The organism is Streptomyces soli (assembly GCF_003999195.1).
Taxonomy (GTDB): domain Bacteria; phylum Actinomycetota; class Actinomycetes; order Streptomycetales; family Streptomycetaceae; genus Actinacidiphila; species Actinacidiphila soli.
In genome coordinates, this window is record NZ_RJVR01000272.1 from 1 (window position 1) to 15,692 (window position 15,692).

At 69.3% G+C, this 15,692-nt stretch carries 19 protein-coding genes and 1 pseudogene; 14 read left to right on the forward strand and 6 right to left on the reverse strand.

Annotation, left to right across the window (positions count from 1 at the left end):
• The 3 genes from EFK10_RS29310 to EFK10_RS29320 form a co-directional block, all read left to right on the forward strand.
• Positions 1-710, forward strand: a 710-nt coding sequence (locus tag EFK10_RS29310; RefSeq protein WP_164836194.1) for an RDD family protein, incomplete at its 5' end; no start/stop codon positions are given.
• A 56-nt stretch (positions 711-766) separates the two neighbouring features.
• On the forward strand, positions 767-1,372 hold the full coding sequence (locus tag EFK10_RS29315) for an RDD family protein (protein ID WP_127358673.1): 606 nt from the start codon (positions 767-769) through the stop codon (positions 1,370-1,372).
• Between the two features lie 51 nt (positions 1,373-1,423).
• Positions 1,424-2,020, forward strand: a complete 597-nt coding sequence (locus EFK10_RS29320) for an RDD family protein (RefSeq protein ID WP_240677543.1) — start codon at positions 1,424-1,426, stop codon at positions 2,018-2,020.
• A gap of 58 nt (positions 2,021-2,078) precedes the next feature.
• Here EFK10_RS29320 and EFK10_RS29325 read toward each other — a convergent pair whose 3' ends face one another.
• Complete coding sequence (locus tag EFK10_RS29325) at positions 2,079-2,375, reverse strand: hypothetical protein (protein WP_127358675.1); 297 nt, start codon at positions 2,373-2,375, stop codon at positions 2,079-2,081.
• A gap of 209 nt (positions 2,376-2,584) precedes the next feature.
• Between EFK10_RS29325 and EFK10_RS29330 the strand changes: the two are divergent.
• Positions 2,585-2,860 (forward strand): annotated as a pseudogene (locus EFK10_RS29330) (immune inhibitor A domain-containing protein); the annotation flags it as partial.
• Between the two features lie 177 nt (positions 2,861-3,037).
• Positions 3,038-3,337, forward strand: a complete 300-nt coding sequence (locus EFK10_RS29335; protein ID WP_127358677.1) for a hypothetical protein — start codon at positions 3,038-3,040, stop codon at positions 3,335-3,337.
• 229 nt (positions 3,338-3,566) lie between these two features.
• Here the strand turns inward: EFK10_RS29335 and EFK10_RS29340 are convergent, their stop codons facing one another.
• Positions 3,567-4,163: an isochorismatase family protein gene (locus EFK10_RS29340; protein ID WP_127358678.1), complete on the reverse strand. Its 597-nt coding sequence runs from the start codon at positions 4,161-4,163 to the stop codon at positions 3,567-3,569.
• Between the two features lie 52 nt (positions 4,164-4,215).
• Positions 4,216-5,544: a nicotinate phosphoribosyltransferase gene (locus tag EFK10_RS29345; protein ID WP_127358679.1), complete on the reverse strand. Its 1,329-nt coding sequence runs from the start codon at positions 5,542-5,544 to the stop codon at positions 4,216-4,218.
• A 91-nt stretch (positions 5,545-5,635) separates the two neighbouring features.
• On the opposite strand from EFK10_RS29345, the gene clpS reads away from it, so the two are divergent.
• The 8 genes from clpS to EFK10_RS29380 all read left to right on the forward strand — a co-directional run bounded on the left by clpS (position 5,636) and on the right by EFK10_RS29380 (position 11,463).
• Positions 5,636-5,941, forward strand: coding sequence for an ATP-dependent Clp protease adapter ClpS (clpS, locus tag EFK10_RS29350; RefSeq protein ID WP_127358680.1), 306 nt, complete (start codon positions 5,636-5,638; stop codon positions 5,939-5,941).
• Complete coding sequence (locus tag EFK10_RS29355; protein ID WP_127358681.1) at positions 5,941-6,486, forward strand: DUF2017 domain-containing protein; 546 nt, start codon at positions 5,941-5,943, stop codon at positions 6,484-6,486. Before clpS ends, EFK10_RS29355 begins: the two co-directional genes overlap by 1 nt.
• A 306-nt stretch (positions 6,487-6,792) precedes the next feature.
• Positions 6,793-8,223, forward strand: coding sequence for an amino acid permease (locus EFK10_RS29360; protein ID WP_127358682.1), 1,431 nt, complete (start codon positions 6,793-6,795; stop codon positions 8,221-8,223).
• 65 nt (positions 8,224-8,288) lie between these two features.
• Positions 8,289-8,702 carry a Mov34/MPN/PAD-1 family protein gene (locus tag EFK10_RS29365; protein WP_127358683.1) on the forward strand — a complete coding sequence of 138 codons (414 nt, stop codon included), beginning with the start codon at positions 8,289-8,291 and terminating at the stop codon, positions 8,700-8,702.
• A 69-nt stretch (positions 8,703-8,771) separates the two neighbouring features.
• A complete protein-coding gene (locus EFK10_RS52835) occupies positions 8,772-8,876 on the forward strand; it encodes a putative leader peptide (protein ID WP_322973425.1) in 105 nt (34 codons plus the stop codon).
• Between the two features lie 46 nt (positions 8,877-8,922).
• On the forward strand, positions 8,923-9,255 hold the full coding sequence (locus tag EFK10_RS29370; RefSeq protein ID WP_127358684.1) for a MoaD/ThiS family protein: 333 nt from the start codon (positions 8,923-8,925) through the stop codon (positions 9,253-9,255).
• Entirely contained in the window at positions 9,255-10,205 is a 951-nt protein-coding gene (locus EFK10_RS29375; protein WP_127358685.1) for a PLP-dependent cysteine synthase family protein, read from the forward strand. The genes EFK10_RS29370 and EFK10_RS29375 overlap by 1 nt, the downstream gene beginning before the upstream one ends.
• Before the next feature lie 505 nt (positions 10,206-10,710).
• On the forward strand, positions 10,711-11,463 hold the full coding sequence (locus EFK10_RS29380) for an MBL fold metallo-hydrolase (RefSeq protein ID WP_127358686.1): 753 nt from the start codon (positions 10,711-10,713) through the stop codon (positions 11,461-11,463).
• A 70-nt stretch (positions 11,464-11,533) separates the two neighbouring features.
• On the opposite strand, the gene EFK10_RS29385 is transcribed toward EFK10_RS29380, so the two are convergent.
• Both EFK10_RS29385 and EFK10_RS29390 read right to left on the reverse strand, forming a co-directional pair.
• Entirely contained in the window at positions 11,534-12,787 is a 1,254-nt protein-coding gene (locus EFK10_RS29385; protein WP_127358687.1) for a PTS transporter subunit EIIC, read from the reverse strand.
• Positions 12,788-12,908: 121 nt separating this feature from the next.
• Positions 12,909-14,234: a PTS transporter subunit EIIC gene (locus tag EFK10_RS29390; protein ID WP_127358688.1), complete on the reverse strand. Its 1,326-nt coding sequence runs from the start codon at positions 14,232-14,234 to the stop codon at positions 12,909-12,911.
• Between the two features lie 158 nt (positions 14,235-14,392).
• On the opposite strand from EFK10_RS29390, the gene EFK10_RS29395 reads away from it, so the two are divergent.
• Entirely contained in the window at positions 14,393-14,626 is a 234-nt protein-coding gene (locus EFK10_RS29395) for a glucose PTS transporter subunit EIIB (RefSeq protein WP_127358689.1), read from the forward strand.
• Between the two features lie 93 nt (positions 14,627-14,719).
• Here the strand turns inward: EFK10_RS29395 and EFK10_RS29400 are convergent, their stop codons facing one another.
• The gene (locus tag EFK10_RS29400; protein ID WP_127358690.1) at positions 14,720-15,688 is read right to left on the reverse strand and encodes an ABC transporter ATP-binding protein; all 969 of its coding nucleotides are present in this window, start codon (positions 15,686-15,688) and stop codon (positions 14,720-14,722) included.
• Between the last annotated feature and the right edge of the window lie 4 nt (positions 15,689-15,692).

Genomic DNA, 15,692 nt, shown 5'->3' on the forward strand with positions numbered 1-15,692 from the left:
CGGCCCCGGCCCCAGCCCCCGCCCCGGCCGCCGTGGCGCCCCGCCCCGCCGTGCCGGCGCAGTCCCAGGCCGCCCCGGCTCCTGCCCCCGCGCCGTGGGCGCAGCAGGTGCACGAGCTGGCCCGACAGGGGCAGGGTGGCGGCCGGGGGGAGCAGGCGGCAGAGTCGGCGCCGATGCCATGGAAGCCGCCGGTGAGCGATCCGTTCCTGCTGGCGGCGCAGGAGCAGGCGCGGCCGGCGTCGCTCGGCAAGCGGCTGGTGGCCCGCATCGTGGACTCGCTGATCGTGGGAGCCGTCGCCGCCGTGGCAGCGGTGCCACTGGGCTCGGCGGCGTACGACCACATCCAGCAGAAGACGGACGCGGCGCGGCAGACCGGCGAGACCGTCACGGTGTGGCTGATCGACGGCACGACCAGCGTGCAGCTCGGCATCCTCGCGGCCGTCGTCCTCGTCACCGGACTGCTCTACGAGGTGCTGCCGACCGCCAAGTGGGGTCGTACCCTCGGCAAGAAGCTGCTGAAGCTGAAGGTGCTGGACATCGAGTCCCAGTACGAGCCGGGCTTCGCCGCCGCCCTGCGCCGCTGGCTGACGCACACGGTGCTCGACGCGGTGGTGATCGGCTTCGTGGGACTGGCGTGGTGCCTGTTCGACCGGCCGTGGCGGCAGTGCTGGCACGACAAGGCGGCCAGGACCTTCGTGGCAGGCGACTGACACCCGAACGGCTCCTGCCGGAGGCGAGGCCGTATTGTCCGGGTTTCACTCGGATCATGAGCACCGATGACGACCCGTTCGCGAAGAAGCCGGAATCCGATCAGGAGCCCCCGCAGCCTCCGCCGAGCGGTTCGCCATACGACCGGCCTCCGACGGCGCCGCATCCGCCCCCGCCGCCGTCGGCGAGCCCGTACGGAAGTGAGCCGCCGCCCGACCCGCTGCAGGGCATGCCGCCCTTGGCGAACCGTGGCCGACGGCTGCTCGCCCGAATCGTCGACGCGCTGATCGTCGGCATCCCGGTGTACGCCATCATGGGCGCGGCCTTCCGCAACTACGACTACCACAACACCGGTGCGTCCTACGCCGAGTCGGTGATCTACGCCGTCATCTATCTCATCTACCAGGTCTTCATGCTGACCCGGCACGGCCAGAGCCTCGGCAAGATGCTGCTGAAGGTGCGCGTCGGCATGCTCGCGGACGGCTCGCGCCCCACCACCGAGGCGGCCCTCAAGCGCGAGGCCACTTATGCGCTGGTGCCGATCATCCCCTGCTGCGGTTCGATCTTCTGGCTCGTCAATGTGCTCTGGTGCACCTGGGACAAGCCCTACCGGCAGTGCCTGCACGACAAGGCGGGTCAGACGGTCGTCGTCTCCACTGCCTGACATGTCGTCGGAGATCTTTACGGCCATCCGATTCGCTGCTTCACTCACCGTATGAGTGATAAGGATCCGTACGGTCAGAATTTCTACGGCACTCAACCCACCGGCCCCGGGTCCGGCACAGGCCCCGGCGCGGTCCCGGGCCCCGGCCCCGCACCCGGTTACAACCCCGGCTATGGCCCTGGCGCGGTCCCGCCCGGCATGCCGCCCCTGGCGACACACGGCCAGCGCTTCCTGGCCCGGCTGATCGACACGGTCCCGCTCATCGTGATCGCGGTGATCGTGAGCATCGCGATCTACGCCGGCCACTGGTCCGACGCGGGGGGCATCGGCTTCGGCAGGCAGTTCCTCGCCGACCTGCTCATCTACGGCCTGTACTTCGTCTACGAGGGCGTCATGGTCTCCCGCACCGGCCAAACCCTCGGCAAGATGGTCCTGAAGATCCGCGTCGCCCAACTGGCCGACGGCAACGCCCCCGGCAACGCCGGCTGGCAGCGCGCCGCGGTCTACGTGCTGCCGGGCGTCCTGTCGGCGATCTGCATCGGCGCGATCTTCTGGCTGCTGAACGTGCTGTGGTGCACCTGGGACAAGCCGTACCAGCAGTGCCTGCACGACAAGGCGGCCAAGACCGTGGTCGTACAGGCAGGCTGACATGACGACGGCCCCGGACTTCGGTCCGGGGCCTTTTCGCTTTTCGCGGTGTCAGCGGTCAGTGGCGCAGCGAGTGCTCGGTCACGCGCGACTCGGCATTGCTGGGTATGCGCACGCGCGGAATCGGGGTGCCCGCCGCGGCCGATGCCTGCGCTGCGGCTGTACGGACCTTGGCCCGGGCGGTCAGTGGGATCGGCACCGTCACGGCGACCAGGACGCCGAGCACGAGACCGGCGGCCGCGATGACGACGACGCCGATACCCGATCGCGCCTCGGAGAGCAGCAGCATCGCGAGGGTGGAGAGCACCACGGTGGCTGAACCGTAGGCGATTTGGGCAGTGGTAGGACGCGGCATGTCGGGGGTCCGTCCTCGTATACGTCGATGGCGTCGAGCGTTGGGTAGGGCGGTACTTCGCGATTTGTGTGGCTCTGTGCGTGGCGCGCCAACCACAGACTCTACGTTCCGACATGCCCCTAGGGAACGGCTGGTAAGCGTGACCTAACCCACGGTGCGGAAGCACAGGGGGCGCACGGGGTCGCATCGCGCTCTCTTCGCGGCGGCATGTGTTCACCCCGGCCTCCGGCTCGTACCAGTGGTGGAGCGGCAGCGGCATCAGCCTGAGCAACACCCTCACCCGCGATGTCGACCTCACCGGCAAGACCCCGGCGAGCCTGTCCCTCAAGGGCTTGTACGACATCGAGACCGCTTACGACTACCTCTACACCGAGGTGTCCACCGACGGCGGCACCTCCTGGACCCCCGTCGACGGCACGGTCGGCGGCGCCGCCATCCCGCGCGACGCCAGCGACCAGCCCGCCCTCACCGGCACTGTCGACTCCTAGCAGGACCTGGTCTAACGAAGATCAAGATCCTCTGGCATTCGAAGGGCACCAGCACGGTCACCGTCGCGGTCGATCCTTCCACGAAGTGATCACTTCTTGATCGATATTCACTCGAAATGACCCGAATGGCCCCCGCCCCTGGTGGACGGGGGCCATTCAGCTGATCATGTGCCTATGGCCTCCGGCGGATTTACCCGGCTCCCCAGCGGCGATGTCGTCGTCGCCCTCCGCCTGCCCCGCCCCGGCGCCGCCCCCGGCGACGACATCCGCGTCATCGTCCTCGCCGCCAACCGCCAACGCGCCCTCACCCGCCTCCGCAACCTCGGCTTCCGCGCCGTCCGTCTCGTCGGCAATGCCCACCCGCCCACGCCGGACGAGGTCCAGGCGGTCCTCCACCACCCCGACGGCCTCGTCTGGCGCGATGTCGCCGCGACGGACGCGGTCGGCTGGCAGTCGTTCTCGGCCCTCCGCTGAGGGCTACCGCCCCTGCGGCTGGGGCGCTCCTGCTGGGCGGGTGGCGGGGGTTGCGTTGGCGCCTGCGGGCCCGTGGCCGGGTGCCCCTCTTTTTCTGCGCCTCTCGCGCCGCTTCGCGGGCTTCGAGTCGCTGCGCTGGACTCTCCCCCAGACGGAGTCTGGGGGAGAGTCCAGCGCAGCCGTCCCGAAGCCTGGGAGGCCCCCGGGGCCGAGCAGTGCGAGGGCGGCGTCAGGAATTGGCTACGAGGGGCTTGCCGGTGAGCTCGGCGCCGGCGTCGCGGAGCTCTTCGAGCGCCTGCTCTGTCGTCGCGGGCGCGACCCCCGCCGTCAGGTCAAGCAGGACGCGCGTATGGAAACCCTCCCGCACCGCATCAAGCGCCGTGGCCCGCACGCAGTGGTCCGTGGCGATGCCCACGACATCCACCTCGGTGACACCGCGCGCCCGGAGCCAGTCCGCCAGGCCCTCCCCGTTCTCGTCGAGGCCTTCGAAGCCGCTGTACGCGGCCGCGTACGCGCCCTTGGAGAAGACGGCGTCGACCGCGCCGGACGCGACGGCAGGCGCGAAGTTCGGGTGGAAGCCCACACCCTCCGTACCGGCGACGCAGTGGACGGGCCAGGAGTGGACGAAGTCGGGGCGGTCGGCGAAGTGGTTGCCGGGGGCGATGTGGTGGTCGCGGGTGGCGACGACGTGGCGGTAGCCGATGGTGTTGGACTGCCCGACGAGGTCGGTGATCGCGGCGGCGACATCCGCGCCACCGGCGACCGGGAGGCTCCCGCCCTCGCAGAAGTCGTTCTGGACGTCCGCGACGATCAGTGCGCGGTGCATGGCGCATCCTTCCGGTAGCTGCGGGCAGTCAATGACTCTAGGGGCGGACGGCTCACGTGTACACAGTGGGCAGCACCGGCTCCCCGCGCGACAGCTGGGTCGCCGACAACGGGAGCCCGGCGCGCGCCTCGATGTGGCGGGCGCGCGCCGCCGCCATCGGCTCGCGCCCGACGCTCTCGCCGTCGCGCATCAGCGGCACCTGGATCAGCCGTTCGGCCAACTCGGCGGGGACCGGCCCGGTCCCGATGACCTCGGCCTCGGCGACGCCGTCCTCGTCGAGGCGCCGGGCGGCCCATTTGCGGCCGCCGATACTGGTCTTGGCGCCCATCGACTTCTTGGCCACGGCCTCCAGCGGGGCGTCCGGCTCGTCGGACACGGCCCGCGCGACCAGCTTGTAGACCATCGAGCAGGTCGGGTGCCCGCTGCCGGTCACCAGCGACGTGCCGACGCCGTACGCGTCCACCGGCGCCGCCGCGAGCGAGGCGATGGCGTACTCGTCCAGGTCGGAGGTCACCACGATCTTCGTGGACTTCGCGCCCAGGTCGTCCAGCTGCTGCCGCACCCGGTGCGCGAGCAGCAGCAGGTCGCCCGAGTCGATCCGTACGGCACCGAGCTCGGGCCCGGCGATCTCGACCGCCGCCCGGACCGCCGACGCGACGTCGTAGGTATCCACCAGCAGCGTCGTCCCGCGGCCCAGCGATTCGACCTGAGCGGTGAAGGCGTCGCGCTCGTTGTCGTGGAGGAGGGTGAAGGCGTGGGCGCTGGTGCCGATGGTGGGCAGGCCGTAGCGGAAGCCGGCGGCGAGATTCGAGGTCGAGACGAAGCCGCCGACGTACGCGGCCCGGGCGGCGGCGACCGCCGCGAGCTCGTGGGTGCGGCGGGCGCCCATCTCCATCAGCGGACGGCCGACGGCCGCGACGGCCATCCGGGACGCGGCGGCGGCGATGGCGCTGTCGTGGTTGAGGATGGACAGGATCACCGTCTCGAGCAGCACCGCCTCGGCGAAGGTGCCCTCGACCCGGAGGATCGGGGAGCCGGGGAAGTACACCTCGCCCTCCGGGTAGCCGACGATGTCGCCTCGGAAGCGGTAGCCGGCCAGCCATTCCAGGGTGGGCCCGTCCACGACCCGCTCCTGCTCCAGGAAGCCCAGGACGCTCTCGTCGAAGCGGAAGTTCTCCGCCGCGTCCAGTACGCGGCCGGTGCCCGCCACGACGCCGTATCGCCGGCCCTCCGGCAGCCGCCGGGTGAAGACCTCGAATACCGACCGCCGGTGCGCCGCGCCGCTGCGCAGGGCCGCCTGCAGCATCGTCAGCTCGTAACGGTCAGTGAACAGCGCGGTGGACGGGACTGTCACGGGCAGCCCCAGGTCTGCAGTGCTCATGGCGAAGATGCTAGCGCGTCCTCTCGTCAGAGTGACGATTTCTCTGGACCCCGTTTGCCATGGCCCTCACCCCGGGTGACACGATGGGGGTGTGAGTGTGGCCACCCCAGTCGAGATCGAGCGTGAAGCCGAGGCGGAAGCCCCCTTCGCGGTTCCGGCACCGGATGTTCCGTGGGTGACGATCGTCCACAATGACCCGGTCAACCTCATGAGCTACGTGACCTACGTCTTCCAGGCGTACTTCGGCTATCCGAAGGACAAGGCGACCAAGCTCATGATGGATGTCCACCACAAGGGCCGGGCCGTGGTCTCCAGCGGCACCCGCGAGGAGATGGAGCGTGACGTGCAGGCGATGCACGGTTACGGGCTGTGGGCCACCCTGCAGCAGGACCGCTGATGACGGGGTACTTCGAGGCCGTCCCCGGCGGCGGCGCCGCCATCGCGCTCGACGAGGTCGAGGTCTCCATCCTCCGCAGCCTCAGCGTGCAACTCCTGGAGCTGCTCGGCCCGGGCGGCGTCCAGGACTCCGACGCCGACCCGCTCGCGGAGCTCTTCTCCGAGGGCCCCAGCAAGCCCCCGGAGGACCCGGCCCTGGCCCGGCTCTTCCCGGACGCGTATGAGGACGACACCGAGTCCTCCGACTTCCGCCGCTTCACCGAGAACGATCTGCGGACCCGCAAGCGCGACGACGCGCTCGCGGTCGTACGCACCCTCGACGCGGCCGCCGGCGGACCGGTCCTCAAACTCAGCCCCGACGAGTCCCGGCAGTGGCTCGGGACGCTCAACGATCTGCGGCTGACGATAGGGACCCGGCTCGAGGTCAGCGAGGACGACAACGACCTCTACCGGCTGCCGGACTCCGATCCGCGCAAGCCGATGGTGATGGCTTATCTGTGGCTGGGCGGTCTGCAGGAGACGCTCGTCGAGACGCTCATGCGGTGACGGCTGGGCCGCCGGACTTCCGGCTGTGCTCGCCGCAGGCGTTCGCTCAGCGGACGCTCAATTCTGGATAACGATCCGATCACCTCGATCGGGTGGTTTTCCCATTTCCGTGACGCTATGCCCGCTTCTCGCTGTGGCGTGGCCCACATTCGCGCAATATGCCCGCAATCTTTTGCGTGATAGGAATCCACGACTGCCGGCCGCGACGCCACCCCTGTCGCGGCCGGTGCGCTGCGCCGACCGACCGTCGGCGCGCAACTCCACCTTCCGGGGGGACACCGGCACTGGAGCGAAAGGCGCATCACCATGACCTCGACGCAGGTCGAGCGACACGAGGGCGAATCCGACGGCGGCAAGGCCCTGGGGGCCACGCCCGAAGAGGGTTACAAACGCGGGCTGGGCTCCCGCCAGGTCCAGATGATCGCCATCGGCGGTGCCATCGGCACCGGCCTCTTCTACGGATCCAGTAAGTCGATCGCCGCGATCGGGCCCAGCCTGATCGCCTGCTACGCCGTCGCCGGCGTCGTGATCTTCTTCATCATGCGTGCCCTGGGCGAGCTCCTCACCTACCGCCCCACCTCCGGCAGCTTCGCCGACTACGCACGCGAGTTCTTCGGCCCCTTCGCGGGCTTCGCCACCGGCTGGTCGTACTGGGCGCTGTGGGTCACCGCCTGCATGTCCGAGGTGACGGCGGCGGGCGCGTACATCAACTACTGGTGGCCGGCGATCCCGGTCTGGAGCACGGCGGCGGTCGCCCTGGTGGCGCTCTTCGTCGCGAACCTGGTCTCGGTCAAGCTCTTCGGCGAGCTGGAGTTCTGGTTCTCCACGATCAAGGTCGTGGCGATCATCGCCATGATCGTGATCGGTATCGGCGTCCTCACCTTCGGCTTCTCCTCCGCCGGTGACACCGCCTCCGTGAGCCACTTGTGGGCCGACGGCGGCTTCGCGCCCAACGGCGCCTGGCAGGCCATGCTCGCCATGCAGGGCGTCATCTTCGCCTACCTGGGCGTCGAGTTGGTCGGCATCACCGCGGGCGAGGCCGAGAACCCCAAGCAGACCCTGCGCAAGGCGATCAACACCCTCCCGGTCCGCATCGGCATCTTCTACGTCGGCGCGCTGATCGTGCTGCTGTCGGTCTTCTCCTGGACCCACTACAAGCCCGGCGTCAGCCCCTTCGTGCAGGTCTTCGCCCAGGTCGGCATCCCCGGAGCGGCCGGGATCATGAACTTCGTGGTCCTCACCGCAGCCCTGTCCTCCTGCAACTCCGGCATCTACTCCACCGGCCGCATGCTGCGCGGCCTGGCCGTCAACGGCGAGGCCCCACAGGCCATGCAGAAGCTCAGCGGCCGGCAGCTCCCGCTGCCCGCGCTGGTGCTGTCCACGCTGGTCATGGGCATCGGCGTGATCGTCAACATCGTCTCGCCGGACAAGGCCTTCGTCTACATCACGTCGGTCGCCACCTGTGCGGGCCTGTGGACCTGGATCGTCATCCTCGCCGCTCACCTGCGCTACCGCTCGCGGGTCCGCGCCGGGATCCTGCCCGCCGCCGACTTCCGGATGCCGGGCGCGCCCGTCACCAACTGGATCGGCATCCTCGCGCTGGGCTTCGTGGTCGTCCTGATGGCCACCGACGCCGACACCCGGCTCGGCCTGTACGTCTGGGCCGTGTGGTTCGCGCTCCTCGGCATCGGCTACCAGGTCGCCAAGCGGCGCGCGGTGCTGGCCGTCCAGCCGTAATACGTACGTCTCAGCAAGCGGCCTCCGTACGACCGTACGGGGGCCGCCTGCTTATCCTGACGAACATGCTGACCATCACCCAGGCCCTCCACGACGCCCTTGTCGCCCACGCCCGCGCCGACCACCCGGACGAGGCCTGTGGAGTCATCGCGGGCCCGGCGGGATCCGACCGGCCCGAGCGGCACATCCCGATGCTCAACGCGGCCCGCTCGCCCACGTTCTACGAGTTCGACTCCACGGATCTGCTCAAGCTGTACCGCGAGCTGGACGACCGCGACGAGGAGCCGGTGGTCATCTACCACTCCCACACCGCGACCGAGGCCTACCCGTCCCGTACGGACATCTCGTATGCGAACGAGCCGGGCGCCCACTACGTCCTGGTCTCCACCGCCGATACCGACGGGGCCGGGCCCTTCCAGTTCCGCTCGTTCCGCATCGTGGACGGCGAAGTGACAGAAGAAGAGGTCAGCGTCGTCTGATGCCCGTGGGCCGTCCGTATCCTGGGACGGCGTTCCTGAGCCCGTCGGGGGAATCGATACGATGACCGCATGGTTTTCCACGACGTGAGCGACAAGGCGCCGGGCGTGCTGCTCGTGGCGCGGTTGCACGTCGACCTGTGCCGCCTCGCCAGCGCGGCATGTTTGTGCGCCTGACGCCACCCGCAGCCCGCACTTTTCCTTACGTCACTGGAGCCGACGCATGGCCATCGAGGTCCGAATCCCCACCATCCTCCGCACCTACACCGACGGCCAGAAGGCCGTCGACGGCAGCGGGGCCACGCTCGACGAGCTCTTCACCGACCTCGACACCCGGCACCCGGGCATCCGCGAGCGCATCGTCAAGGACGGCGAACTGCGCCGCTTCGTGAACGTCTACCTCAACGACGAGGACGTCCGCTTCCTCGACGGCATCGCCACCAAGCTCGCCGACGGCGACAGCGTCACCATCCTTCCGGCCGTAGCAGGAGGGGCCGGGGCGCAGCCCCGGCCGGCAGGGGTGGTGGCCGGGCGACGGGCGGGGGGCACGCGCTGATGCGGTACGACAGCCCGCTGGCAGCCGTCGGCAACACTCCGCTCGTGCGGCTGCCGCGCCTGTCCCCGTCCGACCGGGTCAGCGTCTGGGCCAAGCTGGAGGACCGTAATCCCACCGGCTCCATCAAGGACCGCCCCGCCCTGCACATGATCGAGCAGGCCGAGCGCGACGGCCGGCTCACCCCCGGCTGCACCATCCTGGAGCCCACCTCCGGCAACACCGGCATCTCGCTGGCCATGGCGGCCCGGCTCAAGGGCTACCGCATCGTCTGCGTGATGCCCGAGAACACCTCGTCCGAGCGGCGCGAGCTGCTCACCATGTGGGGCGCCGAGATCATCCCCTCCCCGGCCGCGGGCGGCTCCAACACCGCCGTACGCGTCGCCAAGGAGCTCGCCGCCGAGCACCCCGACTGGGTGATGCTCTACCAGTACGGCAACCCCGACAACACGGGCGCCCACTACGCGACAACCGGGCCCGAGATTCTGACCGACCTCCCCTCCATCACCCACTTCGTGGCGGGGCTCGGCACGACGGGCACCCTGATGGGCGTCGGCCGCTTCCTGCGCGAGAAGGTCCCCGGCATCCAGATCGTCGCCGCCGAGCCGCGCTACGACGACCTCGTCTACGGCCTCCGCAACCTCGACGAGGGCTTCATCCCCGAGCTCTACGACGAGTCCGTCCTCACCACCCGCTTCTCCGTCGGCTCCGCCGACGCCGTCGCTCGCACCCGCGAACTCCTGCAGCAGGAGGGCATCTTCGCCGGCGTCTCCACCGGCGCCGCGCTTCACGCTGCGCTGGGCGTCGCGCGCAAGGCCGAGCGGGCCGGTGAGGCTGCCGACGTCGTCTTCGTCGTCGCCGACGGCGGCTGGAAGTACCTCTCCACGGGCATCTACACCGCCCCCTCCACGGAGGCCGCCGTGGCGGCCCTGCACGGCCAGCTCTGGGCTTAGGGCCTGTCCGGTCGATCTCCGCGGCGTCGCGGGCTTGGCACCAGCGCTCGCGGCGTTGTCGTCGGTCGACGACGTCCCCCAGCCTGGCGGCTGGGTGGGGGCACTCTCCCCCGGACGGAGTCTGGGGGAGAGTGCCCCCACCGCGTCGCCTCCCTCTCCCCCAGCCGCCAGGCTGGGGGAGGACCCCCATCCCGCTTCGCTCGCCCGCCCACCCGTTCGCCCTCCGACAGGCTTCGGGCCTCTCGTGGGTGGCTGATCGCCGTCGGCGGCTCTGAGCCACCGGCCCACGCACTGTCGTGGTGCGCGCCGCTGCCGACGGCGGGCCGCCGGACTGGTGATTCCGCCCACAACGGCGGCCCGGGGAGGCGCGGGCGCGGGCCAGGCGGCTTACGCTCAAGAGCACGAGGCGGGTCGCTCCCGTCGACCCCCCTCCCCTCCGGTGGGAGCGGGGTACCGTGATGCGCCAACGCAAGACCCCCGGACCATCCCACGGAGGTTTCTGCACATGAAGCTCACCGTCGTCGGCTGCTCAGGGTCGTTTCCCTCCGCGGAATCGGCCTGCTCGAGCTACCTCGTAGAGGCCGACGGCTTCCGGCTGCTGCTCGACATGGGCAATGGTGCCCTGGGCGAGCTGCAGCGCCACTGCGGCCTGTACGACCTGGACGCGATCCTCCTCAGCCATCTCCACGCCGACCACTGCATCGACATGTGCGCGTACTTCGTCGCCCGCTACTACCGCCACGAGGCCGGCCCGGCGCAAGCCATCCCGGTCTACGGCCCCGAAGGCACCGAGCGCCGCCTCATCACCGCATACGGCGACGTGCCCGACGAGAAGTGCATGAGCGAGGTCTTCGACTTCCGCACCCTGGAGCCCGGCAGCTTCCGGGTCGGGCCGTTCTCGGTGACCACGGACCGGGTCAGCCACCCCGTCGAGACCTTCGGCTTCCGGATCGAGCACGGCGGCAAGTCGCTCACGTACTCGGGGGACACCGGCCCGAGCGAGGCGCTGCTGGGCCTCGCCGAGGGCGTGGACCTCTTCCTCTGCGAGGCGTCCTTCACGGACGGCAAGGAGGACATCCCCGCCCTGCACCTCAACGGCCGCGAAGCCGGTGAGCACGCTGACCGCGCCGGTGCGAGCCGTCTGGTCCTCACCCACATCCCGCCGTGGACGGACGCCGCCGTCAACCTCGCGGACGCCGGCGCGGTCTTCGGCGGCCCGGTGGCCGTGGCATTCCCCGGCGCGATCTACGAGGTCTAGGCAAGCAGCCGGACAGCACGAAGCCCCGGCACCGATTCGGTGCCGGGGCTTTGCGATTACGCCTTACGCCTTACGCCTTCGTGAGGTCCTCGATCTCCTCGTCCGGCTCGCGGCCGGGCGTCGTCAGATTGAACTTGACGATCGCGAATCGGAAGACCGTGTAGTAGATCGCGGCGAAGACCAGGCCGATCGGGATGATCAGCCATGGCTTGGTCGCGAGGTTCCAGTTCAGTATGTAGTCGATGGCGCCGGCGGAGAAGGTGAAGCCGTCGTGCACCCCGAGCCCCCATGTGACGGCCATCGAGAGCGCGGTGAGCACCGCGTGGACGCCGTAGAGCACCGGGGCGATGAACATGAACGAGAACTCGATCGGCTCGGTGATGCCGGTGACGAACGAGGTCAGGGCCAGCGAGATCATCATGCCCATGACGGCCTTGCGGCGCTCCGGGCGGGCACTGTGCGCGATGGCGATCGCGGCGGCGGGCAGGCCGAACATCATGATCGGGAAGAAGCCGCTCATGAACTGCCCGGCGGTCTTGTCACCCGCGAAGAAGCGGGTCAGGTCACCGTGCACGACCTGGTGGGCGGAGTTGGTGAAGTCACCCAGCTGGAACCAGGCGACGGAGTTCACGAACTGGTGCATGCCGACCGGGAGCAGCGCGCGGTTGACCAGGCCGAACAGGGCCGCGCCGAGCGAGCCGAGGCCGGTCATCCACGTGCCGAAGTCGCTGATCACGTGGCCGATGGGCTCCCAGACCAGGCCGAAGAAGACACCGACCGCGGTGCCGACGAAGGCCATGAGGATCGGGACGAGCCGACGGCCGTTGAAGAAGCCGAGCCAGTCCACCAGCTTGGTGCGGTGGAAGCGCTGCCAGATGACGGCCGACAGCAGACCCATGATGATGCCGCCGAGGACACCGGGGTTGTTGTACGTCGCCGCTATGTCGGCGCCGTTCTGGATCTTGGCCTCGGTGACGGGGAAGGCGGTCAGAACGTTCTTGTAGACCAGGAATCCGACCAGCGCGGCGAGCGCGGTCGAGCCGTCGGACTTCTTGGCGAAGCCGATGGCGACGCCTATACAGAACAGCAGCGGCAGGTTGTCGAAGACCGCGCTGCCCGCCGTGGCGAATACGGACGCGACCTTGTCCCAGCCAAGTCCCGTGGCGCCGAAGACGTCCGGCTGGCCGAAGCGGAGCAGAATGCCCGCTGCCGGCAGTACGGCGATCGGCAGCTGCAAGCTGCGGCCGACCTTCTGCAAACCCTGGAACAGGCCGGATCCCCGCTTCTTCGCTGCGGGAGCCGCCGGAGCGGTGGCGGTGGTCATGTGGTTCCTCCTGGTCTATACCACTCGGTGGTTTAGACCAGTGTTTTAGCACGTATGGAGTACTCGGTGGAATGGCTGAATCCCGTTTACCCTGGTCACATCTGCGTCACGACACGTCGCGTCACTCCTTCGTCACCGACTTCTCCATCTCCTCCGCGACCTCCTCGGGCTCGCGGCCCGGCGTCGGAAGATCGAATCTGGTGATCACGAATCTGAAAAGCGCGTAGTAAACCGCCGCGAACACCAGCCCGATGGGGACGATGAGCCACGGCCTGGTGGCCAGATTCCAGTTGATGACGTAGTCGATGAGCCCCGCCGAGAAGCTGAAGCCGTCGTGCACCCCGAGCCCCCACGTGACCGCCATCGAGACGCCGGTGAGCAGCGCGTGGATCGCGTACAGCGCAGGGGCGATGAAGAGGAAGGAGTACTCGATGGGTTCGGTGATGCCGGTGACGAGCGAGGTGAGGGCGACCGAGAGCATCAGGCCGCCGATCTCCTTGCGGCGGTGCGGGCGGGCGCAGTGCGTGATGGCGAGCGCGGCCGCGGGGAGAGCGAACATCATGATCGGGAAGAAACCGGAGGTGAACTGACCGGCCGTCGGGTCGCCCGCAAGGAAGCGCGTGATGTCGCCATGGACCACCGTGCCGTCGGGCTTGGTGAAGTCGCCGAACTGGAACCAGACGAAGACGTTCAGGAACTGGTGCAGGCCCACCGTCAGCAGCGCACGGTTCGCCACGCCGAAGATGCCCGAGCCGATGGCGCCAAGGTCGGACAGCCACTGGCTGAAGCTGGTGAGCCCGTCGCCGATCGGCGGCCAGATCCAGACACACAGCACGGCGAAGACGATGGCGACGAACGACATGATGATCGGAACGAGCCGGCGGCCGTTGAAGAAGCCGAGCCAGTCCACCAGCTTGGTGCGGTGGAAGCGCTGCCAGAAGTAGGCGGTGAGCAGGCCGATGACGATGCCGCCGAAGACGCCCGGGTTCTGGTACGCGGCCGCTGCAGCCGCCGTCGGGGTGTCGTGCGGGATGCAGGCGCCGCTGATCGCACTGGTGGCGGTGAAGACCGAACCGCGCGGGCAGTCGGCCGGGAACTGGTGCAGCACCCCGTAGTAGACGAGGAAGCCCGCGACCGCCGCCAGCGCGGTCGACCCGTCGGACTTCTTGGCCATGCCGATGGCCACCCCGACCGCGAAGAGCATGGGCAGCCCGAGCGAGCCGTCCAGCAGGGCGCCGCCGGCACCGCCGAAGACCTTGGATACGTTGTTCCAACCCAGGCCGTCCGCGCCGAAGACGTCCGGCTGGCCCAGGCGGTTGAGGATGCCGGCCGCCGGCAGGACCGCGATGGGCAGTTGGAGGCTGCGGCCCATCTTCTGCAGGCCCTGGAAGAGGATGTTGACCCAGGGCTTGCGAGGCTGTGGCGCGGCGGCGGCTTCCGAGCTCATGGTGCATACTCCTGGGCAGTAAAGTGGTGTAGACCAGTTGTGTGCGCGACGCATGGTGTATGCCCGCAAAAGCAGCTCGAGCGTGCACTAGCGTGTGAATTCGGACCGAACGGCCGAGACGCGAGACCCGAGAAATCCCGAGAAATCAGGAGTGAGAGATGGCCAGCAAGGCTGAGAAGATCGTCGCCGGGCTCGGCGGCATCGAGAACATCGTCGAGGTCGAGGGCTGCATCACCCGGCTGCGCACCGAGGTCGAGGACGCCTCCAAGGTCGACGAAGCCGCACTCAAGGCCGCCGGTGCCCACGGCGTCGTGAAGATGGGCAACGCCATCCAGGTCGTCATCGGCACCGACGCCGATCCGATCGCCGCGGACATCGAAGATATGATGTAACGCCTCGGGCTCCCGACCGGGTTGGGGGTAGGCCGTCCGCCCGAAGCGGGACGGGCGGCTGGCCCAACCCGGCCACGGAGCCGCACCCGGCGGTCAAACCACCGCGCTGCTCTCCGCGTACATCCGCGCGATGACGTCCTCGATCACCGGCTCGCGTACCGACAGATCCACCACCGGATGGCGCGCCGCCAGCTCCGCCACCAGCGGCGCCGCGCTCGAGCCCGCCGGGAAGACCAGCCACTGCCGGGGCCCGTCCACCCGCTCGCACCGCGCGCCCGGCAGCTCAACCGGCGGCAGCTCGCGCTCGAAGTCGACGACCAGCGTGCGCTCGCTCTCGCCGACCGCGTGCAGCTCGGCCAGGCCGCCGTCGTACATCAGCCGTCCGTGGTCGATGACCATGACCCGGCTGCACAGCTGCTCGATGTCCGTCAGGTCGTGGGTCGTCAGCAGGACCGTCATTCCCTGCTCGGTGTTGACGCTCCGCAGGAACTCCCGGACCTTGGCCTTGCTGACCACGTCCAGCCCGATCGTCGGCTCGTCCAGGTACAGCACCTCGGGGTCGTGCAGCAGCGCCGCCGCGATGTCGCCGCGCATCCGCTGGCCGAGCGAGAGCTGGCGTACCGGGACCTCCAACAGGTCGCGCAGGTCGAGCAGTTCGACGCAGCGCTCCAGATTCACGCGGTAGCGGTCGTCGGGGATCCGGTACATGCGCCGGACGAGCTGGTACGAGTCCCGCAGCGGCAGGTCCCACCACAGCGTGGTGCGCTGCCCGAAGACGACGCCGATCCGCCGGGCCAGCCGGGTCCGTTCCCGCGAGGGGTCGATGCCGGCGACGCGCAGCCGGCCGCCGCTGGGGGTCAGAATGCCCGTCAGCATCTTGATGGTGGTCGACTTTCCGGCGCCGTTGGGCCCGATGTAGCCGACCATCTCGCCACGCGGCACGGTGAAGGAGATGCCGTCCACCGCCCGCACCTGCCGCCGCTCACGACGCAGCAGCCCAGCACGTCGTCGTACGTCGAAGACCTTCTCGACCCCGTCGAGTTCGATCAAGCCATCGGACATGTCC

Coding starts and splice junctions, on each gene's coding strand:
- EFK10_RS29395 (WP_127358689.1), top strand. CDS start 14,393: ATGGCCAGCAAGGCTGAGAAGATCGTCGCCGGGCTCGGCGGCATCGAG.
- EFK10_RS29340 (WP_127358678.1), bottom strand. CDS start 4,163: ATGCACCGCGCACTGATCGTCGCGGACGTCCAGAACGACTTCTGCGAG.
- EFK10_RS29375 (WP_127358685.1), top strand. CDS start 9,255: ATGCGGTACGACAGCCCGCTGGCAGCCGTCGGCAACACTCCGCTCGTG.
- EFK10_RS29390 (WP_127358688.1), bottom strand. CDS start 14,234: ATGAGCTCGGAAGCCGCCGCCGCGCCACAGCCTCGCAAGCCCTGGGTC.
- EFK10_RS29345 (WP_127358679.1), bottom strand. CDS start 5,544: ATGAGCACTGCAGACCTGGGGCTGCCCGTGACAGTCCCGTCCACCGCG.
- EFK10_RS52835 (WP_322973425.1), top strand. CDS start 8,772: ATGGTTTTCCACGACGTGAGCGACAAGGCGCCGGGCGTGCTGCTCGTG.
- EFK10_RS29325 (WP_127358675.1), bottom strand. CDS start 2,375: ATGCCGCGTCCTACCACTGCCCAAATCGCCTACGGTTCAGCCACCGTG.
- EFK10_RS29400 (WP_127358690.1), bottom strand. CDS start 15,688: ATGTCCGATGGCTTGATCGAACTCGACGGGGTCGAGAAGGTCTTCGAC.
- EFK10_RS29335 (WP_127358677.1), top strand. CDS start 3,038: ATGGCCTCCGGCGGATTTACCCGGCTCCCCAGCGGCGATGTCGTCGTC.
- EFK10_RS29385 (WP_127358687.1), bottom strand. CDS start 12,787: ATGACCACCGCCACCGCTCCGGCGGCTCCCGCAGCGAAGAAGCGGGGA.
- EFK10_RS29320 (WP_240677543.1), top strand. CDS start 1,424: ATGAGTGATAAGGATCCGTACGGTCAGAATTTCTACGGCACTCAACCC.
- EFK10_RS29370 (WP_127358684.1), top strand. CDS start 8,923: ATGGCCATCGAGGTCCGAATCCCCACCATCCTCCGCACCTACACCGAC.
- EFK10_RS29315 (WP_127358673.1), top strand. CDS start 767: ATGAGCACCGATGACGACCCGTTCGCGAAGAAGCCGGAATCCGATCAG.
- EFK10_RS29365 (WP_127358683.1), top strand. CDS start 8,289: ATGCTGACCATCACCCAGGCCCTCCACGACGCCCTTGTCGCCCACGCC.
- EFK10_RS29355 (WP_127358681.1), top strand. CDS start 5,941: ATGACGGGGTACTTCGAGGCCGTCCCCGGCGGCGGCGCCGCCATCGCG.
- EFK10_RS29360 (WP_127358682.1), top strand. CDS start 6,793: ATGACCTCGACGCAGGTCGAGCGACACGAGGGCGAATCCGACGGCGGC.
- EFK10_RS29380 (WP_127358686.1), top strand. CDS start 10,711: ATGAAGCTCACCGTCGTCGGCTGCTCAGGGTCGTTTCCCTCCGCGGAA.